Origin of the sequence: Massilia pseudoviolaceinigra, from assembly GCF_030846505.1 — a bacterium.
Taxonomy (GTDB): domain Bacteria; phylum Pseudomonadota; class Gammaproteobacteria; order Burkholderiales; family Burkholderiaceae_D; genus Telluria_A; species Telluria_A violaceinigra.
Map to the genome: position 1 here is coordinate 93,658 of NZ_JAVCWL010000009.1, position 25,713 is coordinate 119,370.

Here is a 25,713-nt window from a genome sequence, read left to right on the forward strand (position 1 = left end):
ACGCGCGCTCAGGCCGCCAGCAGCAGGGAAATCTGCAGGGCCGTGCCCTCGGTCGGGTTGTGGCGGAAGCCGCTCTTGGCGTAGCGGTGCCAGCGTCCGACCACGTAGCTCACCAGCAGGCTGGCGCGGGCGGCGACGTCGGCTTCCTGGCCGTGTCCCTGGGTGACGGCCAGGCGCAGCGACTGCTTGCACGCCAGTTCGATCTTGTCGTAGAACTGGTTCATGCGCAGCTGCAGGCGCTCGTCTTCGTTGACCAGGGCGTCGCCGATCAGCACGCGCGTCATGCCGGGATTGTTGGCCGCGAAGCCAAGCAGCATCTGCAGCACGGCGTGCGCCTGGTCGACGCCGCCCTGTTCGTTTTCGGCGATCTGGTTAATCAGGCCGAAGACGCTCGATTCGATGAAGTCGATCAAACCTTCGAACATTTGCGCCTTGCTGGCGAAGTGGCGGTACAGCGCCGCTTCGGATACGTCCAGCCGTGCTGCCAGTGCCGCCGTGGTGATTTTCTCGCCTTTGGGCTGCTCCAGCATGGTGGCCAGAGCCTGGAGGATTTGCAGCTTGCGCTGGCCCGGCTTGGTGCTTGCCATGTGTTCTCGATGAGGTGGGTTGACGATGTCAGCGCAGTCGATTCATGCATCTCGGCAACTGAAGCACGGATTTTACTTTGACATCGACATAAGCGGGGCGTTTTAACTTTTTTGGCAACGGCGCAACACCGATCGGGTCCATCATGCGCAGGTACTGGGTGACCCAGGCTGTGCGCATGCCCACCTGTTTGGCGGTGCGCAGGTTGGCCAGGGTGTCTTCGACCAGGATGCAGCGCTGCGCGGCAACGCCGTGCTTGCGCAGCAGGCGGCGCAGCATCAGCTTGGACGGCTTGGGCCGCAGCTGGCCGTGCACGTGCATGTTTTCGATGGCGATGTGGTGGCTGAAGTGGCGCCGCAATCCCAGATGGCGCATCACGTCGGTCGAGTAGCGGGTCGGCGCGTTGGTCAGCAGGATTTTTTGCCCCGGCAGGCGCTTGAGCAGGCGCGCCAGCCCGCGTTCGTAGCGGATCATGTCTTCCAGCCGCTCGATGTGGTGGGTTTCGTGAAGGAAGTCGGCGGCGCTGACCTGGTGGTGCTTGATCATCCCGAGCAGGGTGGCGCCGTAGCGTTTCCAGTAGTCGAGGCGGGCGGCGTTGACCGCGTCCGCGCTGGCGGGCGTGACGCCGTCGCCCAGCACGCGCGCGATGAACACGTTCATGTTGGCGGTAATGGTGGGGAAAATCGCGTGCGAGGCGTTATGCAGGGTATTGTCGAGATCAAACAACCAGAGCGGGGCGGAGCGGGTAAGATTGGACACAGGGGACCTGATTAAAAACGCAATAACGAACCAACAAGGAAATAAGGCATGAGACGTCCGATTATAGTGGTGTTCCTCAGTTTGCTGATGCTGGCCCTGCCGGCGGCCTGGGGCGCCGAGCGCGGCGCGCTGTTCAAGATCAGCGGCAGTGGCCATACGATGCATTTGTTCGGCACCATGCATGTGGGCTTGCCGGAGTTCTATCCGCTCGAGCCGCGCATCGCCACGGCCGTGAAGGATGCCTCGGCGCTGGCGCTGGAAGTGGACCTGCTGCAGGATCCGGCCAAGCTGGGTGCGGCGATGCAGGCGCATGCCTTGCTCGCGCCCGGCAAGCCGGGCTTCCAGGATCGCTCGCCGGCTTTTCGCAAGCGCGTGGAACAGGCCTTGAAAAAGGCGAAGATCGATCCGGCCGCGGTGGCGCGCTTCAAGCCGTGGCTGGTGGCGACCACCCTGACGCTGGCCGAGTACGCGGCCGAGGGTTACCAGGCCGAGCTGGCGGTCGACATCAAACTGGCGCAGATGGCGCGCGCGAGCAAGGTGCCGGTGATCGAGCTCGAATCGATCAGCGCCCAGTTCGCGATGTTCGACCGCTTGGGCGCGGAGGAGCAGTGGAAGTTCCTGGAAGAGAGCGTGGACATGATGGAGTCCGGCAAGCAGCGCGCCGAAATGCGCCAGATTGTCGACGCCTGGGGCTCGGCGGACAAGGCCGGGCTCGATGCGGTGGCAGCCAAGGTCGAGAACGACACCAGCGTATCCGGCAAATTCATGCAGAAAATTCTGTTGGACGAACGCAACGGCCCGTTGGCGGACAAGCTGGCCGCCTTGCTGGTCAAACAGGACAAGAGCGTGGCGGCGATCGGGGTATTGCATCTGATCGGCAAGAACAGCGTACCGGCCTTGCTGCGCGCGCGCGGACTGACGGTCGAGCGGGTGTACTGATCTGGATAGTGCAGAGCTTGGGGGGAGGGTGCCGCGGGAGGAATGGTGCCCTTTACGTGGATTGAACACGTGGCCTCTCCCTTACCAAGGGAGTGCTCTACCACTGAGCTAAAAGGGCGGTACTGTTGGCGGCTGATGCCGCCATAAAAATTTTAGTGCGACCGGATCATAGTGCCAAAAGCCTGTTCGGTCAAGACTTCGAGCAGCAAAGAGTGCTCAATTCGTCCGTCGATGATGTGAACCGTGTTCACGCCCGACTTGGCCGCATCGAGTGCCGATGAAATTTTAGGCAGCATGCCACCCGAAATGGTGCCGTCGGCGAACATTTCGTCGATCTCGCGCGCCGACAGATCGGTCACGAGGTTGCCTTTTTTATCTTGCACGCCAGCGATGTTGGTCATCATGATCAGCTTTTCGGCTTTCAGGATTTCCGCGATCTTGCCTGCGACGACGTCGGCATTGATGTTGTAGGCCTGGCCATCCTGGCCGAAGCCGATTGGCGAAATGATCGGAATGAAGGCATCGTCTTGCAGCGCCTTGACCACGGCCGGGTTGATGGCGTCGATTTCGCCGACAAAACCGATGTCGAGGAACTCGCCCGGGTTTTCCTTGTCGGGCATGGCCATCTTGCGCGCACGGATCAGGCCGCCATCTTTGCCGGTCAGGCCGACAGCCTGGCCGCCGTAGTGGTTAATCAGCATCACGATATCTTGCTGGACTTCGCCGCCGAGCACCCATTCAACCACTTCCATGGTTTCTTCGTCGGTAATGCGCATGCCTTGCACGAAGCTGCCTTGCTTGCCGATTTTTTTCAGGGCGTTGTCGATTTGCGGACCGCCGCCGTGCACCACGACCGGGTTCATGCCGACCAGCTTGAGCAGGATGACGTCGCGCGCGAAGCCGTGCTTGAGGCGTTCGTCGGTCATCGCATTGCCGCCGTATTTGATGACAATGGTCTTGCCATGGAAATTGCGGATATACGGGAGTGCCTCGGCCAGGATCTGCGCCTTGATCTGCGGGGAAACCGCGGTCAGGTCGTCTTGATGGTCGGTCTTCAGTTTGGGCAAAGGAGCGGTCATGGCGGGTCCGAAAATGAAATTTTGCGAGATTTTACAGGCAACAGGGAGAAGCTTGTGGGCATTATAGGGCTATCTTGTTGTATTTTCATTTTTGATCCGTTAGGCTGGGCTTAAATGAATCTCCTCCGCGCTCCAGCTCCGTTTCGCGGCCCCCGGCGCAGTGCACCAATCGATCAGGAAACATGCCCATGAATGGCATCGCCCGCACGTGTCTTTTCCCATTGTGGCTGACCTCGCCTGAAAGCGGCGCGCCATGAGTACCTGCAGCCGCTGTGGGGCGCAGTTCGGCTGCGCCATGGCCGACGGCACTGCGGGGCCGTGCTGGTGCACGGAGTTGCCGCCGGTGGTGGCGGTGCCGGTCGAGGGCGGGGCGGCTGCTTGCTGGTGTCCGGCGTGCCTGGAGGCGCATATCGAGGCGCACAAAGACTCCGCGGACCAGCCTGCGCGCGAATGAGTGCGGGTAGCCAGGCGCGGATCAGCCTGGGAGCGCTGGAGCGCGCGCACCATCGGTGCCGATGTTCGAGGGTTGGGCGAGCGGACTAATCCCCTTCCTGAGGTGTGGACGGCGTCGATACGGGCTTTCCGAATGCCGGTTTATGTGCAGGGTTGGCGCCGATGCCCACCGCCTTCTCGGTGGTAGCCGTCAGTTTGGCCAGTCCAACATAGCCCGTCAGAATCGATCCGACAATATGCAGCATTTGCTTCTCGCAACGATCTTCATGGCAGCGACGATTCCCGCTTGTTTCGCCTCGTGGGAGGTAAAACGCACCGATCTGAGGATTTCCTGGCTGCGTGGAGAGAGCGGTGATTTGGTCTCTACATTGCTGGACAATTTTTTCACAACATGTCGTAGGTCTTCTTCCGAAATAGTTCTCAGGAATGCGAACATGGGAGCCTCCTCTCGGTCGAATTGAATCACTCCAGTTATAGACCTCACGGGTGTGTTCAAGTTCCCTGATCGCGCCGGCGCACGATTGAGGCGTGTCGAAGTCCGGTAGGTATGCATGCTTAATATGAGGGCAGTCACAAGGAGTTGATGATGGCTGGTCTGTACGACATGGACGTGCTTGCCTGGTCGATCGAACAGGCGGCGCTGTTGCGCGAACGCCGGTGGTCCGCGCTCGATATGGAGAACCTTGCCGAGGAGATCGAGGACGTGGGCAATAGCATGCGGCGCGAGCTCGGCAGTCGGATGGCCGTGCTGATTGCCCACCTGCTCAAGTGGCAGTTTCAGCCTCAGCTGCGCAGCAAAAGCTGGCTCGCATCGATCAATGTGCAGCGCGCCACGATCAACCGCAGGCTTGGCAAGATGCCAAGTCTAAAGAGCGCCCTTACCGACGATGACTGGCGGCAAGAGGTCTGGGACGACGCGCTGGTACTTGCCATCAAGGAGACCGGGCTGCATGAGTTTCCGGACATGCCAATATGGACCAGCGCGCAGTTACTGGACCCGGCGTTTCTTCCTCGGTAGTCGCTGGCTCATGCCGGCCCTTCAACCGGGCTCACCGTCGATATATGCCGTCGCCGCTGGCGTTTTGCCGGCACATCATCGTCATTCGCGCCACGATCTTGCCGCCGCGCAGGCATTTTCAGTCGTGCCGGGCTCGCTTGGGCTTACCATACGGAGACTGGGTTGGCTTTGAACAGGAGCGGTCAATGGCAGATTTGTACGACACCGACGTGGTGGCCTGGGCATACCAACAGGCTGCTTTATTGCGCGCGCGGCAGTGGTCGGCGCTCGACTTTGACAATATCGCCGAAGAGATCGAAGGCGTGGCTAAGGCTGAAAAGCGCGAGCTGGGGCGGCGCATGTCGGCCTTGTTTGCGCAATTGCTGGAATGGAAGCTGCATCCTGCGCGGCGTGACAGTGGATTGCTAAGGAGTATCGGCGACCAGCGCGTGAGTATCGGGCGCGTCTTGCGCAAGATGCCTAGTTTGCAGTCGGCCTTGATCGACATTGAATGGCTCGACGATGCTTGGAAGGATGCTCTGGGCATTGCCGGCGGAAGCATGGAACTGGACGGATTTCCGCGAAGGTGCCCGTGGACGCTTGTTCAAGTGCTCGCTGAGCATTTTTTGCCGGATTAGCGCTTCCAGATTGAATTTGCCTCATCAATCAAGCGCGGCCCTGCACCGTCGTTGGGGCCAGGAGCGCCGTCGACGGGAATGTCACCCCGTCGACGCTAGCCTTAGCGCTTGGTCTGAAAAAAGCGCATCATTTCCCGGCTGGCATCCGGACCCTTGCCATCGGTATAGCTGCCGCGCGCGCTGCCGCCGGACCAGGCATGGCCAGCGCCGTGGATCAGCCACTGTTCCGCCTGCGGCGTCCCATCGGCGCGCTGGTGCACGGTGCGCGTGTAGGCGTGCCCGTCCGGAACGCGGCCCGGCTCGGTGACGAAACCCTTCGACTCGTGATGCGCGCCGCGCTTGATCAGCTCGTCGCCATTGACCGGATGCACGGTCGTATCCTTGTCGCCATGGAACACGATGATGGGAATCGATTTGCCGCTCGCCTTTTGCGGCCCGAAATTGCCCTTCATCGCCGCCAGCGCCGACGGCAAATCGTGGGCCGAGGCGAACGGCAGCCCCGAATGCACGCCCACGGCCGCGTACAGCTCCGGATACAAGGTGCCCATGATGGTCGCCATCGCTCCGCCGGCCGACAGCCCGGCCACATACACCTGGGTCCTGTCGACGGCATGGTTGTGCATCACCGCCTCGGTAATGCCGGCAATAATCGAAGGTTCACCCTGGCCGCGTTGCTGGTCGACCGCATTGAACCAGTTCCAGCAGCGCGAGGAATTGGCTTGCATCGATTGCGCCGGATATACGACCAGGCACTGCATTTCCTCGGCCAGCGCGTTCATCTGCGTGCCCGTGGCGAAGTCGTCCGGGTCTTGAGTGCACCCGTGCAACATGACCACCAGCGGCATCGGCTGCCCGTTGTAGCTGCTCGGCTCGTACAACTTGTAAGTCCGGGTGCCTGCCGCATTCGTGAAGCTGCCGTCCGTAAATTTGCCCGGAAGCGCCTCGGCCGGGGTCGACGACATGCCACCGTGCATGCCTGGCAGGTCGAAATGCGGCATCTTGAATGCGGTATGACCGCTCGCTCCCGAACGGTCGAGCTTGGCCAGCAGCTCGGGCATCAGGTTGTTGAATGCCGCCGTTGCTTCCTGCACCGCATTCTTGACATATTGCTCCTGCGTGGGCGCGGCTGCATCTTGCGACCCCGCTTGCGGCTGCGACCCTGCATGCGACGCCGCCTCTGCCTGCGCCCCCGCTTGCGCGTGGGTTGGCGCGATCGGCGGCACCACGCTGTCGCGCCCGGCCGCTCTGGCGTGCGCCGGCGGCGTGTTCAGGTCGCGCATGGTGGCGGCGCCTTCGCGCGCTGCCGCTGCCTGCTGGGCAGCCGCGGCTTTGTGGGGCGTCAGGACCTTGAGGGCCTCATGAATGGCGCTGGTAGCGGCCTTCGGTCCCTGGCCCATCAGGGTCTTGGTTGCGGCCCGCATATTCGCGAACAGTTTCTCATTGAGTTTCATTGGCTTTCCTTATATAAGCGCATCAAAGGATGCGGCCCGCCAGTGCTGTCTTGATCACGCTGCTCGCATGCAGGGCGCCAAGTACAAAGATGGATTCGATGGTTGCCAGCGCCAGTTCCACCGACACGTCGCTGGCAATGCTGGCCATGCCCAGTACCTGGATCTGCAACCGTTCGCCCGCTTCCAGCGCCGCTTCGAGGTCGGCGCGGGAATAGTGATGCATTCCCAACACCAGGCTCTTGCGCGCCACCGTTTGCCGCACTACCTCGGCATGGGTGTTCAACTGGTTCCGGATCGCTGTGCGTATCAGGTCCGTCCGGTTCGAATAAAAGCCTTCACTGACCAGCAGGTCGATCTGGCCCAGATCGATCAAGCCCAGATTGATGGTGATTTTTTCCGATTCAGCGGGTTTGAGTTTCAGGTCCCGGGCATTCATACGTCTCCATATCATCTGTGTGGCATCCGTATGCCATCTGTATGGATGGTAGTCTACCCCTCTGGGGTCCTCCGTCAAGCGCGATTCGTCTGAATGCGATAATGGCGTCTTTATGTATCAATCCCGTCACAGCGGAGGAACGATGGCAAGCATCACAGGAATCGACCATGTGCAGGTGGCCATGCCGGTCGGCGGCGAAGCGCAGGCGCGCGCGTTTTACAGTGGCGTGCTGGGCCTGGCCGAAGTGCCCAAGCCGGCCCACCTGGCCGTGCGCGGCGGAGCGTGGTTCCAGTGCGGCGCCGCCCAGCTCCACGTGGGTGCCGACAGCGCGTTCCAGAGCGCCAGAAAAGCGCATCCAGCCCTCATCGTCGACGGTTTCGCCGAGTTCGTCGGTGCGTTGGCTGACGTTGGCGTTCAGGTTGAGCTGGAAGAGATGGTCGCCGGCCTGCGGCGCGCCACCGTGAACGATCCCTTCGGGAACAAGGTCGAGCTCATCGAGCAACGTTAAAAGAAGGCATAATCCGAGCATGAGTCCCGACCTGCAACCCGGCTACCGCTTCGAGTGGAGCTACACCGTCCCAGCGCGCGCCACCGTGCCGCAGCTGTACCACGACACCGATTTCTGCCGCGACATGCCCCACGTGCTCGCCACCGGCTACATGGTCGGCATGATGGAACTGGCCTGCGTGCACGGCCTCATGCCGTTCACGGACTGGCCGCGCGAGCAAAGCGTGGGCACCATGGTGCATTTTTCGCATTTCGCGCCCACCCCGCCCGGCATGACGCTGGTAATTAAAGGCGAAGTGCTCGAAGTGGCGGGCCGGCGCGTGCTGTTCCGCGTCGAGGCCTGGGACGGGGTCGACCGCATCTGCGAAGGCAGCCACGAGCGTCACGTGATCGATCCTGCCCGCTTCAATGCCAGGGTGGCCGCCAAGGTTGCCACCGGCGCCGGGAGCGGGGGCGGGGCCGCATGAATCCCGAACTGCAGACGCCGGTGCCGTCCCCCTGCATCAGCCTGTGCGAAATGGCGCCCGATACCGCGTCCGGTAAGGGCCTGTGCCGCGGCTGCCTGCGTACCCTCGATGAAATCGTCGCCTGGGGCAACGCCCCGGACGAGTACAAACGCGCGGTCTGGGCCGAAATCCGCCGCCGCGAAGCCGAACTGGACTTCGACTAAATGAACTTCTATACGCCGCAGCAAGCGGTCACCGGCCCCGCCTACGGGACCGGCTTCAAGGCCTTCGCCACCGTCGTCACCCTGGTGCTGCTGCTGTACGGCGCCAGCGTGGCGTGGCGCTTTCCGGTGATGTCGTTCGGCCTGGGCGTCAAGGCGCTGCTGCTGGGCGCCGGCCTGATGCTGGGCGTGAGCTATTACTGGTTCCTGCGCGCCACCACCACCATCGACGCCACCGGCATCCGCCAGACCTGGCTGTACGACAAGCAGGTCGAATGGCGCGATGTGCGCGGCGCCAAGATGATCGGCATTCCCTACGCTTCCTGGCTGTTTCCGCCGCGCATGGTTGTGCGAACCGGCAATTCCTTCACCACCTTCAATGGCGGCTCGCAAGCCGTCCTGATCGAGTTCGCCAAGATCTCGCTCGCGTTCCAGATGAAAAAATGAGTTCCCCATGAATGCAATGTTAAATCCCGACCCGGCGCGGCTGCCGGCGTCGATGCAGGTGTTCGAGCGCGGCTGGTTGTCTTCCAATAATGTGCTGTTTACCGGTTCCGCCGAAACCACCCTGATCGACAGCGGCTACAAAACCCACGTGCCGCAGACGCTGGCGCTGGTCGGCCACGCGCTCGGCGAACGGCCCCTGGGGCGCGTCATCAATACCCACCTGCATTCGGACCACTGCGGCGGCAATGCGGCGCTGAAGGCACGCTACGGCTGCCGCATCGGCGTTCCGGTGGCCGAGGCCGCCAACGTTGCCGCCTGGGACGAGGACGCGCTCAGCTACAAAGCCACCGGCCAGCAGTGCGACCGGTTCGGGGTCGACTTCACCGTCTCGCCCGGCGACGAGCTGGAACTGGGCGGCAAACTGTGGCAAGCGCTGGGCGCGCCCGGCCACCATCCGCATTCGCTGATCTTCTTTTGCCCCAGCGAAGGCATCGTGATTTCGGCCGACGCCCTGTGGCGCAACGGTTTCGGCGTGATTTTTCCCGAGCTCGACGGCGAATCGGGCTTCCTCGAAGCGCGCGCCACGCTCGACCTGATCGGCAGCCTCGACGCCCGCCTGGTCATCCCCGGGCACGGCGCCATGTTCACCGACGTCCAGCCGGCACTGAAAAGGGCATTTACCCGCCTGAACTTCCTCGAAGCCGATCCGCTGCGCAATTCTGAAAACGCGGTCAAGGTCATCCTCAAGTTCTTGCTGCTCGAACGCCAGCGCATCAGCCTCGCTGACGTGACGGCCATGTTCGCCACCATTCCCGTGCTCGAAGGCGCGCGCGGGCGGCATCTGCAGCGTTTCGAGACATCCTCGCAGATGGCCGACTGGGCCGTGCAATCGCTGGTGCGGGCTGGCGCAGCCAAGCGCGACGGCGAGGATCTGGTCAACAGCGACTTGTAAACACGCTGCAGCTGATTTTCAAGCACGATCGTTCTTTTTTCGCACTATAATGCTTGGGAATTGCTTCCATCCACTTTTTTCGATTGCGAGACCGACATGGCATTGCCCGCCGCGCTGCAAAACCTCACCCTTCCCGTCATTGGATCGCCGATGTTCATCGCCAGCGGGCCCGCGCTGGTGGCGGCGCAGTGCAAGGCGGGGATCGTCGGTTCCTTCCCCGCGCTCAATGCCCGTCCGGCCGAGCTGCTCGATACCTGGCTGACCGACCTCAAGAAAGAGTTGTCCGATTACCAGGCCGCCAATCCGGGCGCCAAGGTCGGGCCGATCGCCGTCAACCAGATCGTGCACCAGTCCAACGACCGTCTGGAACACGACGTGGCGATGTGCGTCAAGCATCAGGTACCGATCATCATCTCCTCGCTGCGCGCGCCGCCGAAGGAAATGCTGGACGCGATCCACAGCTACGGCGGCATCGTGATGCACGATGTGGTGTCGATCCGGCATGCCGAAAAGGCGCTGGAAGCCGGTGTCGACGGGCTCATTCTGGTGGCTGCCGGCGCTGGCGGGCATGCAGGTCCCTTGTCGCCGTTCGCGCTGGTGGGCGAGGTGCGTAAATTCTTCCATGGCCCGGTGGCCTTGTCGGGATCGATTGCCACGGGCGACGCGATTCTGGCGGCGCAGGCGATGGGCGCCGATTTTGCGTATATCGGCTCGCGCTGGCTGGCGACGAAGGAATCGAACGTGACCGATGAGTACCGCGACGCGATCGTGGAATCGGCGGCGGCGGATATTGTTTACACCAACTTGTTCACCGGCGTGCACGGCAACTACCTGAAGAAGTCGATTATCAATGCCGGCCTCGATCCGGATGCCTTGCCGGAGTCGGACAAATCGAAGATGAGTTTCGGTTCGGGCAGCGCCAAGGCGTGGCGCGATATCTGGGGCGCGGGGCAGGGCGTGGGGATGATGAATGATGTGCCGACGGTGGCCGAGATGGTGGCGCGGTTGAAGCAGGAATATGATGCCGCGCGCGCGCGGCTGGCGCTGTAAGGAGCAAAGCCGGTAGTCTGCGAACGACAACTAGCTTGAGCTCCGTCGTCCCCGCTTTCGCGGGGACGACGGTCTTGAGGATAGCAGTCGCCTAGTGTTTATTACTGCAGCTTGACCTTCCAGTTATCCTGCACGCACTTGACATAGTTATCCGCAATGAGCGCGCTGTACGGCGTCTGGTAATTCACCAGCTGACACTGGTTCTGCCCACCCTCATTCCAGTTCTTCTCCCAGTAAATGCTGTACGACGCCGAACTCGACGGCCCGAAGCGCTGCATCGTGGCGCACGATAACTGCTCCGCACCCACATTCCAGCCCAACTCGCCCGCAAACTGCTTGTAGTAGTTAATGCGGTTCTGCGCCGCCGCTTTTTCCGTCCCCTGGCCACACTCGGCGTTGATGATCATGATCGTCGTGGCGAAGTTGTTGCCAGCCCCCGCCGCGCGGTCGGCCGCATTCGGCACCCACGTCCCGTCGATCACATGCAGCATCGATGGCTTGGGCGGCTGCGGATAGACGAAGAAAAACGTCGCCGATGCCAGGTTGAGCCACGTCGACGCCACCCGGTCCGGATCGCGCAGCAGCACCGATTGGTCGCCCTTGAACATGATCTGCGAGAACGGCCCGTAGTTGTAGTTGTACGACAGCTGCTTGGCGCCGCGTCCGAAATACTTCTTGAAGCTGCCGTCCGCATTCTTCCCGCAAGTCCAGACCGAATTGAACACGGGATCGGCGCACTCGGCGTTGTAGCCGCAGCCGGCGCCGGTTTCGTCGCAGCCCAGCTCGCGCAGGTACGTCAAACCCTGGCGCCACTCGGGAATCGTGCTGCTCGCGTTGTGCTCGCCCGTTTCTTGCGCGAAGTGCGCGAACATGGTGGACAGCACATGTCGGCAGATGCCATCGGCATTGCGTCCGTCGCTATAGTCGTCGCACAAGGCCGGAAACTTGGCCACCGCCTGCAGGAAACGCTGGTAGGTATAGCTCGGCTCGCGCACCGCGAAGAAATGATCCCACTTGGTTGCCGGCAGCAGGCGTTCGACACGCTTCACGTTGATCGGATTGGCGCTGCGTCCCGGCACCACCTGCTCGACGCCGGCGTTGTCCAGTGTACGGATCGATGCTTTGATGCTGCGGAAGAACGCATTGTCGGTCAGCTGCGCTTCGCGCGCCTCGGCCTGTGCCTTCGTCGGAACGCCACCCGGTGTCGGGGTAGGAGTTGGCGTAGGAGTCGGCGTCGGTGTTGGAGTAGGCGTCGGTGTCGGTGTCGGAGTAGGCGTAGGCGTCGGCGTCGGTGTGGGCGTTTCTGCACTCAATTCCCACGGCCCCCACTGTTCCGCTCCCGGCACATTACCTTGTGTCCACCATTTGGCCTTGTACACCTTGCCCTGATGACTCGCACACGTTCCCGCGGTGAACACCGCGCTGGCGCTCCACACCGGACAGGTGGCACTCGTCTTGACCATCGAACGCGTCGCGCTCTCCGATCCCGTGGATTCGCCGCCACCGCTGCTGCCGCCGCAGCCGGCCAACATGCCCGCCAGCAGTCCTGCTGCCAGCATCGATAATTGTTGTTTCATATTTATGTTCCGGAAAATAGGATAAGAGGCAGATAAAACCCGGCAACGCACGCTGGCGTTCCCGGGTCTTTTGTCCTGAAGGATCAGACGATGCTTACGGCAGCGCGACCGGCAGTTCCGGATACTCGTCCGCCAGCGCATAGCGCTTGCCGCCGACCGTGATCACGTACGCCGATGGCCCCGAAATCGGCAGCTGGTAGTTGAGCGTCAGCGACACCGATGCGCCCGGCGCCAGCGCTTGCCATGCCGGAATCGTGAACTGCGCGCGGTTGAAGTTCGCCTTGAAGCCGCCGATGTTGTTCGGCCCGTTGTATCCCGCCGCAATCACTTTCAGTCCATACCCCGACTGGTCGCTCATGTTGGCCGGCGCCGCCACCGGATACGAGAACTCCACCACGCTGCCGCCCGCAATGGTGGTGGCCGACTTGTTGGTCACCGTCATCACCGGGTTGATCGGGAAGTTGCTGTCGCCCATCTTCCAGCCACCCAGCTCGATGCTCACCTTGGCGCTGCTGGCAGGCATGGCGGTTTCGGCGCGTTTGTTGCCGTACGGCCCCGCCGCCTTGAAGGTGTTGAAGGTGTTGGTGGTCAGGGTATTGCCCATGACGTACTGGCCCTTGCCGCCGTTCTTGCTGGCATCCCACGCGTAATCACCCGCCATCTCCCAGATCATGATGCCGCCGACGTTGTTGTCGACGATGTAGCGCGCCTTGGCATCCATCGATTGCGCCGTCTCGGTCGAGAGGAACACTTTCGTGGTCGGATTCCACAGCCATGGCGCCGCCATGGTCGCGCTGTAGTTCGGCTGGTAGGTGCCGCGCAGGGTCTTGTCGGTCACCTTGTAGGCGTCCAGGTAGTCCGGCAGGATCGCTTTTTCCAGGTTCAGCGCGTGCCACAGCGGATTGCCGCCGCCAGGGATCGGCTGGCCGTTGACATCGAGGTCGTGCCACAGGTTGTCGATGCCGACCGCGCCTTCGCCGCAGGTTTTGACGCCGGCGCAGGTCACGGTCGAGCTGACCAGGGCGGTGGTGCCCCACAGGCCGTTGGTGCCGCCGTTCACGTTCTTCCAGCCGCGCGTGTAGTACGGCACGCCCAGGTTGATGCGCCCGGCCTGCAGCGCGCCGCGGTAGTAGCGGTAGGACCAGTCGACGTTCAGGTAGCCGATATTGGCGAGCTGGTAGGCGTTGCCGGCGCGCAGTTCGGCGTCGTTGCCGTCATCAAACAGCGGCGCGTTGGGGCCGACGTACTGGTTCCAGCCGCCATGCAGGTCGTAGCTCATCAGACTTGCATAGTCGAGATACTTCAGGCCCGACAGGTTTTCTTCGCCGCGCAGAACCCAGGCCGAAGCGGAACCGGCGATGGTCAGCAGGTAGTACTTCTTGTCGGCCACCGCTGCCGTGTCGAGCTTGGTACGCACGCGTTCCAGCAGCACGTTGTAGCTCTTCATCAGCCCGGCGAGGCGTGGTTTCGACATGCCGAAATCGAGCGGGTTGCCGGCCTCGTTGTTGGTGGTCGGGTGCTCGTAGTCGATGTCGATGCCGTCGAAGAAGCGGTACTGGCGCAGGAACGCCACCATCGAGTCGGCCAGAGTGTCGATGCCGGCGCTGTTGAGCGAGCCGTCGGCGTTGGTGGTGGCCGTGTAGAAGCCGCCGCTGCCTGCCCAGCCGCCAACCGACAGCATGATCTTCACGCCGGGATGCTTGCGCTTGTATTGCGCCAGCAGGTTGAAGTGGCCTTTGTACGGCAGGCTCGGGTCCATCGCGGCGGCCGGGTTGTCGGGCCAGGTCAGGCCGGTGTCCGGATTGGTCGGCCCGCTGCCGAGCAGCAGTTTGGACGTGGCGGGGTCGACCGCGGCGAAGGCGTAGTTCACGTGGGTGATCTTGTCCCACGGGATGTTGTTGACGAGGTAGGAAGGCGTGCCATCCTTGCCCGTACGCCAGCTGGTGAAGTAGCCGACGATGCGGCGGTTCAGCCCGTGCGCGAGCACTTCGCGGCCATTGGCGTCGTACACGCCGCAGTACGGCACGTTCGTGACCTTGGAGGTCAGGCCGTCAGGGCGGCAGGCGACCGTGGTTGGCGTCGGTGTCGGTGTCGGCGTTGGCGTTGGCGTCGGCGTCGGCGTTGGCGTTGGCGTTGGCGTCGGCGTCGGAGTCGGAGTCGGCGTCGGAGTCGGAGTCGGAGTCGGCGTCGGAGTCGGAGTCGGCGTCGGTGTCGGGGTAGGCGTCGGTGTCGTCGACAGCGCCCACGGTCCCCATTCCTCGGCGCCGGGCACGTTGTTCTGTGTCCACCACTTCGCCGTGTAGGTTTTACCCAGGTGGCTGACGCAGGCGCCAGCCGTGTACACCTGGGTGGCGGACCATGCGCTGCACACCACCACTTGGGCCAGCTGGCGCTTCGATTCGCCGCCCTGGCCTTGAGCGGCGTCAGGACCGCTGCTGCCTCCGCAGGCTACCAGGGCGCTGCCGAGAAGGGCGCCCATCAAACGATTGATAGTCATTCTTATTATCTCCGTTATTCATTGTGTTCCCCCTCAGAAATCGTGATTGGGGGGATAGTTACTGTAGAAGTCGTTCGGCCATCGGAAATTGGTCGCCGACAGCGTCACCGAAATATCGAGCCCTTCCACGTAGTGCCACCAGCCGACCGGCAGGAACAGGATCTCGCCCGGTTCCAGCACGCATTCGAGGACCTGCACCTCGGCCATGGCGGGAAAGCGCGCCAGGTCGATATTGCGGGCGTCCACCTCGGTGAAGCAGTGCCGGTGGTTGTAGACCCTTGGCGTATCGCACGGCGCCATCAGCTTGATCTTCTTGCGTCCGATGATCTGGGCCATGAAGTTATTGGTCAGGTCATGGTGGAACGGGGTGACCGTGCCAGCCGGGCCGAACCAGAAGAAGCCGCGCCGCGCAGGATCGTCGGTCAGGTACTCGGGCAGGGTGCCTACGTCGTCGAACAATTCCTTCAACGCTTCGCGGTTGAGCGAGTCGTTGTTGGCGGTCATGTAGAAGTCATTGGTGCGCCCGCTGGTGCGGACCATCTCCACATACTCGCCGAAAGGCATCTTGCGCTTGTGGGCAATGCTGTTGAGCTCATATTGCGGATCGGCTTCGCGTCCGAACTGCACCTCGACCACGCGTTCGCCGAAGCGCTGCGCAAAATAGTCGAGATTCCATTTCTGGCGTGCCGGAAAATGCTCCAGCATGCCGGTGATGATCACTGGCCTGTTGGTGCGGTAATACTCTTGCACGAAGTCCTCGCCGGAGAGCCGCTCTCGTCGTTCAATCCCCGCGTCGTACAGCTGGTTCAATTGCGACTGGATGGCCAGCACCCAGTCGCGCTTGTTGACCCGATTGGCCAGCCTGCGCGCAGCCTGCAGATACGGGCTGCGCAGTGCCGCGTCGATTTCGGTCCGGGCATGCGCCGGGGACACGTTCGATTTGACCAGGATGGAGGCAATCGCCTCGGGCGAGGTGCCCAGCATCAGGTTTTCGCCGATCCAGCGGCGCCAGTCGTCGTTGACCTGCATGGTCGGCTGTACGTTCGATTGAATTTTCAAGAGGTTTCTCCAGGAGGTTGCGGGCATGGAGATACCGGCCGCCTTTGGTGATGGCAGCCGGCACCTCCGCTTAGCCGCTTAGCGGCCCTTCCATACTGCGCTGGTCAGGGCACCGTTGGCATCGCCGTCGAGTTCCCAGGAGAACGCGCCACGCAGGCCCTGATCGCGCACATATTGCATCTTCACGCCGATGGTAGCCGGATCGTCATAGCTCCACCATTCGCTGTTGGTCGTCAGCAGGTACAACTGCTTGGTCACAGGATGAGTCCAGCGGGTGCCGGCCTTGTTCACGAGAACCTTGTAGTCGTCGATGCCGGCTTCGTACTGGCCGGCTGCCGGACCGGTCGCTGCCTGGTACAAACCGTCGCCGCGCGGGCCGGGGCTCACGCCTTTCCAGCCACGGCCGTAGAACGGCACGCCCAGCAGGATTTTGTTTTTCGGCATGCCGGCTGCGATCAGCGTCTTGATCGCGTCGTCGGTGTTGTACTTGATCAGATTGCCGGTCGCCGGGTCAGCGGGATCGCGGTACAGCGGCGCGTGGAAATTGGTGGTGTTTTCCCATCCGCCGTGGAAGTCGTACGTCATCACGTTGACCCAGTCCATGTATTGACTATACAGCGCAGGTTCAGTCTGGGCAATCTTCTCGCCGCCGGCGCCGATGGCCGCCGTCAGTGGATAGCGTTTGCCGTCGATCTTGCCTTGCGCGTCGAGCTGGGCCCGGAACTCGGCCATCAGCAAGGTAAAGTTGCGCTTGTCGTTGACCGTGTCGACCGTGTTGTACGACTGGCCGCCACCGCCCGGGTATTCCCAGTCGATATCGATGCCGTCGAACACGCCCTTGGCCGCGCCAGGACCGCCGCGTCCATCCTGCACCGGCAAGTCACCCGCGATGAATTGCTTGATGCACGACCTGGCCAGCTGCTTGCGCAGGGCGTCGGTCTTGGCAGCGGCCGAGAAGTAGCGCGACCAGCTCCAGCCGCCCAGCGAAATGAATACTTTCAGATTCGGGTGGGCCTGCTTCAGCAGTTTGAGCTGGGCGAAGTTGCCGGTCAGCTTGGCATCCCATGGGATGACCTTGCCGTCGACGGTGCGCGCAGGGGAGCGCTGGTAATCGGCATAGGCGTCGCCACCGGTGCCGGCGTCGGGTGGCGGCGGCGTGGTGTTGCCGGTTTCGGCCTTGGTCACCATGTCGCACTCGTAGCCGCCGTTTTTGGCGTACACGTTGCCGAAGGCATAGTTGATGAAGGTGAGCTGGTCGGCCACGCTGGTCGGCACGCCGTTCACTGGTGTCTTGGTGGTATGGATGTCGGCCACTTCGTAGCTGCGGCCGTACACGCCCCACTGCGCGAAGTAGGAACCAATTTCACGTCCGCCGACCGGGGTGGGTGTTGGCGTCGGTGGTGTTGGTGTCGGCGGCGTTGGCGTTGGCGGGGTCGGCGTCGGGGTCGGCGGGGTTGGCGTCGGCGTTGGGGTATCGGTCGTCAGTTCCCATGGGCCCCACTGTTCGGTGCCCGGGATATTGTTTTGCGTCCACCACTTGGCTTTGTACACTTTGCCTTGGTAGACCGCGCAATTGCCGGCGGTGTAGATCGTGGTGGCATTCCAGTCGGCGCAGGCGACGACGGCGGCCGCCGTTTTGGTCATGCTGCCCTGAATATCGGATTTATCGCCGCCGCTACCGCCGCATGCGGCGAGCATGCCGCCCATGAGGGCGATCAGCAGGCCGCTTTTTGTGTTGTATTCCATGTTGTCTCCTTGGTCGATGTGGTGTCCGTTTTACGATCAGTTGCAATCGGAACTACGCCGATCAATCGGAAAAACGGTGAGCCAGAGTGAGCCTCGGAGAATTGGTAGTCAAGTGGTTTTATGCGGTTAACTAAAATGAAATACCAGTTATATTTGCGAAATAATGTCTCATCTAAGCAAGGTATGCCTTTATCGAGCATGCATATACGGGAAACGAATTGTTAAATGGTGAGGCGGAGAAAGGCGGGATATCAGAGAGATATCAAATTGTACACGGTGTTAGTAGTACCGCTTTAGTACCCGTTTGGATTGGTATTAACGGCGCCGCGAGCGGTCGCGGCGCTTTTCTGGTGCGCGTCACGGTTTTGTGGAAGATCAGCGCGGCTTGAGGTCTTCCGGACGTATTGCCCACAGCCCAGGCAAGTTGCGCCAGTAGCCATACACATCCATGCCAAAACCGACCACGAACTTGTCGGGGATGGAGAGGCCGACGATATCGGCTTTGATGGGTTTGCTGCGTTTCAGGGCCTTGTCGGCGAACACGGTGATGACGACCTCGGCCGCGCCCATGTCGAGCAGGCGCTGCTTGACATGGGCCAGGGTTTCGCCCTCGTCGAGAATATCGTCGAGCACGATGATGATGCGTCCGGCAACGCTCGGTCGCGGGATAACTTTCCACACGACATTGCCGCCCTGGTCGTCGTCGCCGTAGCGGCTGACGTGGATGTAGTCGAATTCGAGGGGGAAGCGCAGTTGCGGGAGCAGGCTGCCGGTAAACACCACCGCGCCGCCCATCACGCCGAGCACGAGGGGGAAGGCGGCGTTGTCGGGCTGGTCGAAGCGGCTGTTGAGCTTGTCGGCGACCTGGCGCACGGCGCACTGTACGGCGGCGGCGTAGAGGATTTCCTCCGCATTGTCGAGAAGGGCGCGGGCACGGGCGGTATGAAATTCTTGCATGGCGATAGGCTCAAAAAGGACACCAGGCAATTATCCTGCAAAGTGCACTGCACAATGAGTCTAGTTGGATTTGTGCCACAGGAGGGGCCCCGTATGCGTGCCCTAATCGTTGTTCCCCCGTTACCTCGTCGTTCCTGGCACTGCCAGAAACGACTTCCCGCCGAGTGCCGCCTTGGCGCGGGAACGACGAATGTGGCGGCGGCGCGAACGACGAGGATGAAGGCGAGCGCCACAGCCCCTTAGCTGTAATCCCGCAAATCCTCAATCACCTTCCCATCATCAGCCAGGGTCCCCGGCGACTCGAACCTGACTTCCCCGCGCAGCTTGGTCACCTCGCGAATCGACTCCACAATCGCCGCCGCCTGCTGCGCGTCCGGCGCCGTGGCCACCTCGCAGTGCAAGGTCATCACATCATTGGCCATCCTGCCGGTCACCACCATCCGCGCCTTCAAGATCCCCGGGTGGCGCCGCACGATATTGTTCACCTGCGACGGATGCACGAACATCGCGCGCACCTTGGTGGTCTGGTCGGCCCGTCCCAGCCAGCCGCGAATCCGGTTGTTGGTGCGCCCGCAGCGCGACGGCTCCGCGTCCACCAGCAGCGCCGACATATCCCCGGTCGCAAAGCGGATCAGCGGATAGTCCGTATTAAACAAGGTCACCACGATTTCGCCGATATCACCAGGCGCCACCGGCTCGCCGCTCCCTGGCCGCACGATCTCGAGCACCACATCCTCATCGAGCACCATGCCCGGATTGAGCACGCCGCCGGTGGCCGTCTCGTACGCCATGCTGCCGATATCGGCCGACGCATACGTCTGGAACACGTGCGGCACGCCATTGTCGCGAAACCACGTGCGCAAGGACTCCGGCAGCGCCTCCGCGCCCATCAGCGCGCGCTGCATGCTGCTGATATCGGCCCCCATCTCGCGCGCTTTTTCGATGATGATGCGCAGGAACGAGGGCGTGCCCACGTACGTATCCGGACGCAGGTCGGCAATCGCCTGCACCTGCATCTCGGTCTGGCCGGCGCCGGCCGGAATCACCGCGCAGCCGATGCGTGCCGCGCCGCCTTCCACCATGAAGGCGGCGGGCGTGAAATGATACGAAAAGCAGTTCTGCAGCAGCCCGCCCGCGCGCACGCCGGCCGCGTACATCGGCCGCGCAAAGCGCCACCAGTCCTGGCCGCGCCCTTCCGGGTCGAAGATCGGGCCTGGCGACACGTACACCCGCGACAGCCCGCCCACCGGCGTTACCGCCAGCCCGCCGAACGGCATCGACGCCTTCTGCAGCGCCTTCAGGTCGGCCTTGCGCGTGATCGGCAGCGATGCCAGCGCGGCGCGGCTGTTGATGGCCGCACCGTCCACGCCCTCCAGGATGCGCGCCCAGCCCGGCGCGCTGCGGGCGCGCTCGATCAGCTGCGGCAGGCGCGCCATCAGGTCGCGCTCGCGCTCCTGCGGGTCGCGCGTCTCCAATGCGTCGAGCGTGTCGAGGATATTGGCGGTGTCCACCTTCATGCTTGTTCTCCGATCTGGCGTTGCAGCTTGCGGGTCAGTTTGGCGAAAATCAGTTCGTAGGCGCGCTGCAGCAGCGCCGCCGCTTCCGCGTCGCTGAGCGCCTTTGCGTTCTCCACATACACCCACTTAGCCCGTGCCAGATAAGGCGCGGGAATGATGCCGGGGCGGTCGGTGAGCTCCAGGAAGCGCTCGTCGTCCACCTTGAAGCAGATGCCCGTGGCCGGCACGGCGTGGTCCGACATCGCAAACATCTTCTCGCCCACCGAATACACCGCCCGCGTTTCCCACTTCAGGTCTTCGGTCGCTCCGGGGAAGGTGCGGCACAGCGCTTTTGCGGTTTCAAAATCCATCGTGATCTCTCAGGCCAGCCAGCGTTTGCGGCGGCGGTAAAATTTCATGTCGCGAAAACTCTTGCGCTCCGCGCCAGACACGCCGAGGTAGAACTCCTTGACGTCTTCATTGCTGGCCAGTTCCTTCGCCTCGCCTTCCATTACCACACGCCCGTTTTCGAGGATGTAGCCGAAGTCGGCGTAGCGCAGCGCCACCGTGGTGTTTTGCTCGGCCAGCAGGAACGACACGCCTTCCTTCTGGTTCAGGTCCTTGACGATGTCGAAGATCTCTTCGACGATCTGCGGCGCGATGCCCATCGACGGTTCGTCGAGCAGGATCATCGACGGCTTGGCCATCAGCGCGCGCCCGATCGCGCACATCTGCTGCTCGCCGCCCGAGGTGTAGCCTGCCTGGCTACCGCGCCGCTCTTTCAGGCGCGGAAAATACTGGTACACCGCCTCCAGCGCCGCTTTCAGTTCGGCGCGCGAGATGTTGCGTGTGTACGCGCCGGTCAGCAGGTTTTCTTCGATGGTCAGGTGGCCGAAACAGTGGCGCCCTTCCATCACCTGCGACAGGCCGCGCTTGACCAGCTCATTCGGGGTCAGATGGTCGACCCGCTCCCCCTTGAACTGCACCTCGCCCTTGGTCACGTCGCCACGCTCGCCGCGCAGCAGGGTCGAAATGGTTTTCAGGGTGGTCGATTTGCCGGCGCCGTTGGCGCCCAGCAGGGCCACGATCTTGCCTTTCGGGACCTGCAGCGACACGCCTTTCAACACCAGGATCACGTGGTCGTAAATGACTTCGATGTTATTGACCGACAGGTAAGGCTGGCTGGCAGTGATGGTGGTCATAGGCTCTTCGCGCGATGTAAAAATCCCCCACGCCGCTGTTCTGGCGCGGGGGCAAGGGAACGTTTACTTCATGTGCTTACTTCATGCAGCTCGGTGTGATCTTCTTCTCGGCCGCATAGGCGTTCGACGAGTCCTCGACCAGCTTGCGCGTGAGGGCCTTGTCGCCCACCACCCAGTTCGGCGTGATGGCGATCCACTTCTTGCCGTCCCACTGCTGGACCTTGACCGCGCCCGACCCTTCGTGGTCGTCGCAGCTGGTTTTCACGGTCGGGAACATGCCGAAGGCGCCCAGCGCTTTCTGGCGCGCTTCATCCACGTTCAGGTTTTCCAGGCCCCAGCGCATCTGCTCGCCGGTCATGATCTTGCCCTTGCCGAATTTGTCCTGCGCCACGCGGATCGCTTCGACCCACAGGATGCCGGCGGTCAGGCCGCGCATGTGGTACACCGAGCCGATACGCGCCTGGTCGGCCAGGTTGCCCTTGCCGGATGCGTAGACCTTCTTGCGGATCTCGTCGATCAGCGGATAGTTACCCGGCGTGTTGAAGGTCATCGAGGTGTAACCCTTGGCCGCATCGCCCGACGGGATCGTGTCTTCTTCGGAACCGGCCCACCACACGCCAAGCATCTTCTCGCGCGGGAAGCCGTTGCGCTGCGCGGTCTTGATCGCGACCGAATTCATCACGCCCCAACCCCACAGGATCACGTGGTCCGGCTTGGCCTGGCGAATCTGCAGCCACTGCGACTGCTGCTCGCTGCCCGGCGGCGCCACGGCGATCTTGATCAACTCGAAGCCGTACTGCCTGGCCTGCGCTTCCAGCACCGGCAGCGGTTCCTTGCCGAAGGCCGAGTCGTGGTACAGGTGGACGATTTTTTTGCCTTTCAGCTTGTCGTAGCCGCCGTTCTTGTCGGCCAGGTACTTGATCATCGCCGCCGCCTGGTTCCAGTAGCTGGTAATGAGCGGGAACACGTAGGGGAAGACCTTGCCGTTGGCCGCGTCCGAGCGGCCGTAGCCGAGGGTCGTCATCGGGATCTTGTCCTGCACCAGGCGATCGAGCACGCCGTAGGCGATCCCGGTCGACAGCGGTTCGACCATGCTGGCGCCGCCGTTCTTGGTTTTCAGCCGTTCGTAGCACTCGATGCCGCGCGACGGGTTGTATTCGGTCTCGCATTCTTCCCACTGGATCTTGACGCCATTGACGCCGCCGTTGGCGTTGACCAGATTGAAGTAATCGATCGCACCGCCGTAAAAGCCCGAACCGCCGGCCGCATACGGACCCACGCGGTAGGATGGCAGCGCGATGAACTGGTCGGCCGCCTGCACCTGGTTGAATGCGCCGATCAGGGTGGCGCACAGCAGCAGGTTTTTGAATGGAGGGCTCTTCATCTTATGTTTTACGTGATTCATTGTCGTCTCCGGAAGAATGCGTTAGTGCGGGAACGGCCAAAGCCGCAGTTTTTCTTTACCTACTTGCCACAGGCGCGCAAGGCCATGCGGCTCCACGATCAGAAAAAAGATAATCAGCGCGCCGAACACCATCAGCTCCAGGTTCGACGCCACCGAGGTTGGCAGCGACAGGCTGTGCGCCAGGATGTTCAAAAAGACCGGCAGCAGCACGATGAAGGCCGCGCCCAAAAAGGAGCCGAGAACCGAGCCGACCCCGCCGATGATGATCATGAACAGGATGCGGAACGACAGATCGAGGTTGTACGCCTCCGGTTCGACCGTGCCCAGATAGGCGTAGGCGTACAGCGCGCCGGCCACGCCGCAGTAGAACGAGCTGACCGCAAACGCCAGCAGCTTGGTGCGCATCGGGCGAAAGCCGATGACTTCGGCCGCCACGTCCATGTCGCGCACCGCCATCCACGAGCGGCCCACGTTCGAGCGGATCATGTTCTTGGCCAGCAGCGCCATGAGCGCCACGATCGCCAGCACCAGCACGTACTTGCTGGCCGGCGTATCGAACTGGTAGCCGAAGATGACGATCTTCTGCGCCGTGATCACGCCCGAGCTGCTGTAGTTGGTCAAATACGGAATCTTGGTCAGGCACCAGACCACGAAGAACTGGGTGGCCAGGGTCGACGCGGCCAGGTAGAAGCCGCGGATGCGCAGCGACGGCAGGCCGAAGGCGATGCCCACCATGGCCGCGCACAGGCCGCCCAGCACGAAGGCAAGCAGCATCGGAATGCCGGGCAGGCGCGCGATGAAGTTAAACGACGCGAACGCGCCCACCGCCATGAAGGCGGCGGTGCCCAGCGAGAGCTGGCCGCAATAGCCGGTGAGGATGTTCAGGCCGAGCGCTGCCAGCGAAAAGATCAGGAACGGAATCAGGATCGCCGACAGCATGTAGGGCGAGGCGAACACCGGCACGATGGCGAGCGCCAGCAGCAGCAGGCCGCCCAGGGCAATGCGGTCCTGGCGGATCGGGAAGATCTGTCCATCGGACTCGTAGGTGGTCTTGAATTGTCCGGCTTCGCGGTAAAACATATCAGATTCTCCGGATGATTTTTTCGCCGAACAGGCCTTCCGGCCGCACCAGCAGGAACAGCAGGGCCAGCACGTACGGGAACCAGCCTTCGATGCCGCCGCCGACCATCGGGCCGATGTAGACCTCGGCCAGTTTTTCGGATGCGCCGATGATCAGGCCACCGACGATGGCGCCCGGGACAGAGGTAAAGCCGCCCAGGATCAGCACCGGCAGCGCCTTCAATGCGATGAAGGTCAGCGCGAACTGCACGCCGTTGCGGGCGCCCCACAAGAGGCCCGCCACCAGCGCGACCAGCCCCGCGACAGCCCACACCACGGCCCAGATCTGCTGCAGCGGGATGCCGACGGCAAGTGCGGCCTGATGATCGTCGGCGACGGCGCGCAGGGCGCGGCCGACTTTCGTTTTCGAGAACAGCAGCGCCAGCGCGGTGACCAGCACCGCGCAGATGCCGGCTGCGGTCACGTCGAACTGGGAGACGATGATGTTGTAGTTATCGAGCAGGAAGGGAATCGGCACGTCGTCGATCGGCAGGTCCAGCTTGTGCACCTGCGAGCCCCACAGCAGCTGGGCCAGGCCTTCGATGAAGAACGCCAGGCCGATGGTGGCCATGAAAAGGGTGATTTCGGGCTGGTTGACCAGCGGGCGCAGGACGATCCGTTCGATGGCCAGGCCGAGCGCGATCATCACCACAATGGTAAGCGGGATCGCGAGCCAGATCGAGACGCCGAATTTGTCGATGATGCCGACGCAGGTGAGAGCGGCGAAAAACACCATCGCGCCCTGGGCGAAGTTGAACACGCCGGAGGCTTTGTAGATCAGCACGAAACCGATGGCGACCAGCGCGTACATGACGCCGGAGAGCAGGCCGCCGATCAGGACTTCAAAGAAAAAGTTCATTGCGCTACTCCCAGGTACGCGTTGATCACGTTCTGATTACTGCGCACCTCATCCGGCGTTCCATCCCCGATCTTCTTGCCGTAATCGAGCACCACCACCCGGTCAGAAATATCCATCACCACGCCCATGTCATGCTCGATCAGCACGATGGTGGTTCCGAACTGGTCGTTCACGTCCAGGATGAAGCGGCACATGTCCTGCTTCTCTTCCACGTTCATCCCGGCCATCGGTTCATCGAGCAGCAAAATATCGGGCTCCGCCGCCAGTGCCCGGCCCAGCTCCACGCGCTTTTGCAGCCCGTACGGCAGGCGCCCCACCGGCGTCTTGCGGATCGCCTGGATCTCCAGGAAATCGATGATCTCTTCCGCCTTTTCGCGGTGCGCCATTTCCTCGCGCCGCGCCGGGCCCCAGTACAGGGCCTGCATCAGGAAGTTCGACTTCATCTTCAGGTTCCGGCCGGTCATGATGTTGTCCAGGACCGTCATCCCCTTGAACAGCGCGATGTTCTGGAAAGTGCGCGCAATGCCCGCCTTGGCCGCGCTGTAGCAGTCCATGTTCTTGCGGTGCTCCCCGCGCAGCACGATATCGCCCTGCTGCGGGCGGTACACGCCATTGATCACGTTCAGCATCGAACTTTTTCCCGCGCCATTGGGCCCGATGATCGCGCGGATCTCGTGCTGCCGGACGTTGAAGGAGATGTCGGTCAGTGCCTTGACCCCGCCGAAGGACAGCGAGATGTTGTTCAGGTCGAGGATGACCGGGCCGATCTTGCGGGTCGATCCCTTCGTCCCTGGTTCATTGTCCGCTGGTTCTTTGAGTTCATTCATGTTCATCGC

The 25,713-nt window shown here is 62.4% G+C and carries 28 protein-coding genes and 1 tRNA gene; 10 read left to right on the forward strand and 19 right to left on the reverse strand.

What is annotated here, in order from left to right; all coding sequences use genetic code 11:
* Positions 1-8: 8 nt before the first annotated feature.
* Positions 9-587, reverse strand: a complete 579-nt coding sequence (gene slmA, locus RBA40_RS10845) for a nucleoid occlusion factor SlmA (RefSeq protein ID WP_306647900.1) — start codon at positions 585-587, stop codon at positions 9-11.
* A 28-nt stretch (positions 588-615) separates the two neighbouring features.
* Complete coding sequence (locus tag RBA40_RS10850; protein ID WP_306647901.1) at positions 616-1,344, reverse strand: pyrimidine 5'-nucleotidase; 729 nt, start codon at positions 1,342-1,344, stop codon at positions 616-618.
* Between the two features lie 48 nt (positions 1,345-1,392).
* Between RBA40_RS10850 and RBA40_RS10855 the strand changes: the two genes are divergently transcribed.
* Positions 1,393-2,283: a TraB/GumN family protein gene (locus RBA40_RS10855; protein ID WP_306647902.1), complete on the forward strand. Its 891-nt coding sequence runs from the start codon at positions 1,393-1,395 to the stop codon at positions 2,281-2,283.
* A gap of 43 nt (positions 2,284-2,326) precedes the next feature.
* Here the strand turns inward: RBA40_RS10855 and RBA40_RS10860 are convergent.
* Both RBA40_RS10860 and argB read right to left on the reverse strand, forming a co-directional pair.
* Positions 2,327-2,401: transfer RNA gene (locus tag RBA40_RS10860), tRNA-Thr, on the reverse strand.
* Between the two features lie 34 nt (positions 2,402-2,435).
* A complete protein-coding gene (gene argB, locus RBA40_RS10865) occupies positions 2,436-3,362 on the reverse strand; it encodes an acetylglutamate kinase (RefSeq protein ID WP_054265500.1) in 927 nt (308 codons plus the stop codon).
* A 253-nt stretch (positions 3,363-3,615) separates the two neighbouring features.
* On the opposite strand from argB, the gene RBA40_RS10870 reads away from it, so the two are divergent.
* Positions 3,616-3,816 carry a cysteine-rich CWC family protein gene (locus RBA40_RS10870; protein ID WP_306647903.1) on the forward strand — a complete coding sequence of 67 codons (201 nt, stop codon included), beginning with the start codon at positions 3,616-3,618 and terminating at the stop codon, positions 3,814-3,816.
* An 85-nt stretch (positions 3,817-3,901) separates the two neighbouring features.
* On the opposite strand, the gene RBA40_RS10875 is transcribed toward RBA40_RS10870, so the two are convergent.
* Positions 3,902-4,060, reverse strand: coding sequence for a hypothetical protein (locus RBA40_RS10875; protein ID WP_306647904.1), 159 nt, complete (start codon positions 4,058-4,060; stop codon positions 3,902-3,904).
* Between the two features lie 338 nt (positions 4,061-4,398).
* On the opposite strand from RBA40_RS10875, the gene RBA40_RS10880 reads away from it, so the two are divergent.
* Together RBA40_RS10880 and RBA40_RS10885 are read left to right on the forward strand one after the other, a co-directional pair.
* A complete protein-coding gene (locus RBA40_RS10880; protein WP_306647905.1) occupies positions 4,399-4,833 on the forward strand; it encodes a DUF29 domain-containing protein in 435 nt (144 codons plus the stop codon).
* Positions 4,834-5,018: 185 nt separating this feature from the next.
* On the forward strand, positions 5,019-5,450 hold the full coding sequence (locus RBA40_RS10885) for a DUF29 domain-containing protein (protein ID WP_306647906.1): 432 nt from the start codon (positions 5,019-5,021) through the stop codon (positions 5,448-5,450).
* A gap of 101 nt (positions 5,451-5,551) precedes the next feature.
* Here RBA40_RS10885 and RBA40_RS10890 read toward each other — a convergent pair whose 3' ends face one another.
* The gene (locus RBA40_RS10890; RefSeq protein WP_306647907.1) at positions 5,552-6,901 is read right to left on the reverse strand and encodes an extracellular catalytic domain type 1 short-chain-length polyhydroxyalkanoate depolymerase; all 1,350 of its coding nucleotides are present in this window, start codon (positions 6,899-6,901) and stop codon (positions 5,552-5,554) included.
* Between the two features lie 22 nt (positions 6,902-6,923).
* Positions 6,924-7,337, reverse strand: a complete 414-nt coding sequence (locus tag RBA40_RS10895) for a ribbon-helix-helix domain-containing protein (RefSeq protein ID WP_099873421.1) — start codon at positions 7,335-7,337, stop codon at positions 6,924-6,926.
* Positions 7,338-7,479: 142 nt separating this feature from the next.
* On the opposite strand from RBA40_RS10895, the gene RBA40_RS10900 reads away from it, so the two are divergent.
* The 6 genes from RBA40_RS10900 (at position 7,480) to RBA40_RS10925 (ending at position 10,960) form a co-directional block, all read left to right on the forward strand.
* Positions 7,480-7,845, forward strand: a complete 366-nt coding sequence (locus tag RBA40_RS10900) for a VOC family protein (RefSeq protein WP_306647908.1) — start codon at positions 7,480-7,482, stop codon at positions 7,843-7,845.
* Positions 7,846-7,864: 19 nt separating this feature from the next.
* Positions 7,865-8,311 carry a thioesterase family protein gene (locus tag RBA40_RS10905; RefSeq protein ID WP_306647909.1) on the forward strand — a complete coding sequence of 149 codons (447 nt, stop codon included), beginning with the start codon at positions 7,865-7,867 and terminating at the stop codon, positions 8,309-8,311.
* Entirely contained in the window at positions 8,308-8,514 is a 207-nt protein-coding gene (locus RBA40_RS10910; protein ID WP_099873426.1) for a DUF1289 domain-containing protein, read from the forward strand. Before RBA40_RS10905 ends, RBA40_RS10910 begins: the two co-directional genes overlap by 4 nt.
* Positions 8,515-8,958 carry a hypothetical protein gene (locus tag RBA40_RS10915; RefSeq protein ID WP_099873428.1) on the forward strand — a complete coding sequence of 148 codons (444 nt, stop codon included), beginning with the start codon at positions 8,515-8,517 and terminating at the stop codon, positions 8,956-8,958. It abuts the gene before it with no gap.
* Between the two features lie 7 nt (positions 8,959-8,965).
* Positions 8,966-9,910, forward strand: a complete 945-nt coding sequence (locus RBA40_RS10920; protein ID WP_306647910.1) for an MBL fold metallo-hydrolase — start codon at positions 8,966-8,968, stop codon at positions 9,908-9,910.
* 96 nt (positions 9,911-10,006) lie between these two features.
* Positions 10,007-10,960, forward strand: a complete 954-nt coding sequence (locus RBA40_RS10925) for an NAD(P)H-dependent flavin oxidoreductase (RefSeq protein WP_306647911.1) — start codon at positions 10,007-10,009, stop codon at positions 10,958-10,960.
* Positions 10,961-11,061: 101 nt separating this feature from the next.
* Here the strand turns inward: RBA40_RS10925 and RBA40_RS10930 are convergent, their stop codons facing one another.
* The 12 genes from RBA40_RS10930 to RBA40_RS10985 form a co-directional block, all read right to left on the reverse strand.
* Positions 11,062-12,537 (reverse strand): glycoside hydrolase family 19 protein, encoded by a 1,476-nt coding sequence (locus RBA40_RS10930; RefSeq protein WP_306647912.1) that lies wholly within the window; start codon positions 12,535-12,537, stop codon positions 11,062-11,064.
* Between the two features lie 94 nt (positions 12,538-12,631).
* On the reverse strand, positions 12,632-15,034 hold the full coding sequence (locus tag RBA40_RS10935) for a glycosyl hydrolase family 18 protein (protein ID WP_306647913.1): 2,403 nt from the start codon (positions 15,032-15,034) through the stop codon (positions 12,632-12,634).
* Positions 15,035-15,067: 33 nt separating this feature from the next.
* Positions 15,068-16,093, reverse strand: coding sequence for a cupin-like domain-containing protein (locus RBA40_RS10940; RefSeq protein WP_306647914.1), 1,026 nt, complete (start codon positions 16,091-16,093; stop codon positions 15,068-15,070).
* Between the two features lie 78 nt (positions 16,094-16,171).
* On the reverse strand, positions 16,172-17,839 hold the full coding sequence (locus RBA40_RS10945; protein WP_306647915.1) for a glycosyl hydrolase family 18 protein: 1,668 nt from the start codon (positions 17,837-17,839) through the stop codon (positions 16,172-16,174).
* Between the two features lie 375 nt (positions 17,840-18,214).
* A complete protein-coding gene (locus RBA40_RS10950; protein WP_306647916.1) occupies positions 18,215-18,796 on the reverse strand; it encodes a hypoxanthine-guanine phosphoribosyltransferase in 582 nt (193 codons plus the stop codon).
* Positions 18,797-19,035: 239 nt separating this feature from the next.
* Positions 19,036-20,313, reverse strand: a complete 1,278-nt coding sequence (locus RBA40_RS10955) for a phenylacetate--CoA ligase family protein (RefSeq protein ID WP_306647917.1) — start codon at positions 20,311-20,313, stop codon at positions 19,036-19,038.
* A complete protein-coding gene (locus RBA40_RS10960) occupies positions 20,310-20,663 on the reverse strand; it encodes an MmcQ/YjbR family DNA-binding protein (protein ID WP_099873443.1) in 354 nt (117 codons plus the stop codon). Before RBA40_RS10960 ends, RBA40_RS10955 begins: the two co-directional genes overlap by 4 nt.
* A gap of 9 nt (positions 20,664-20,672) precedes the next feature.
* A complete protein-coding gene (locus tag RBA40_RS10965; protein WP_306647918.1) occupies positions 20,673-21,494 on the reverse strand; it encodes an ABC transporter ATP-binding protein in 822 nt (273 codons plus the stop codon).
* A gap of 76 nt (positions 21,495-21,570) precedes the next feature.
* Positions 21,571-22,878 carry an ABC transporter substrate-binding protein gene (locus RBA40_RS10970; RefSeq protein WP_306647919.1) on the reverse strand — a complete coding sequence of 436 codons (1,308 nt, stop codon included), beginning with the start codon at positions 22,876-22,878 and terminating at the stop codon, positions 21,571-21,573.
* A 42-nt stretch (positions 22,879-22,920) separates the two neighbouring features.
* The gene (locus RBA40_RS10975) at positions 22,921-23,979 is read right to left on the reverse strand and encodes a branched-chain amino acid ABC transporter permease (protein ID WP_099873449.1); all 1,059 of its coding nucleotides are present in this window, start codon (positions 23,977-23,979) and stop codon (positions 22,921-22,923) included.
* Between the two features lies 1 nt (position 23,980).
* Positions 23,981-24,877, reverse strand: coding sequence for a branched-chain amino acid ABC transporter permease (locus RBA40_RS10980; RefSeq protein ID WP_099873451.1), 897 nt, complete (start codon positions 24,875-24,877; stop codon positions 23,981-23,983).
* Positions 24,874-25,704 (reverse strand): ABC transporter ATP-binding protein, encoded by an 831-nt coding sequence (locus tag RBA40_RS10985; protein WP_306647920.1) that lies wholly within the window; start codon positions 25,702-25,704, stop codon positions 24,874-24,876. The genes RBA40_RS10980 and RBA40_RS10985 overlap by 4 nt, the downstream gene beginning before the upstream one ends.
* Positions 25,705-25,713: the final 9 nt, after the last annotated feature.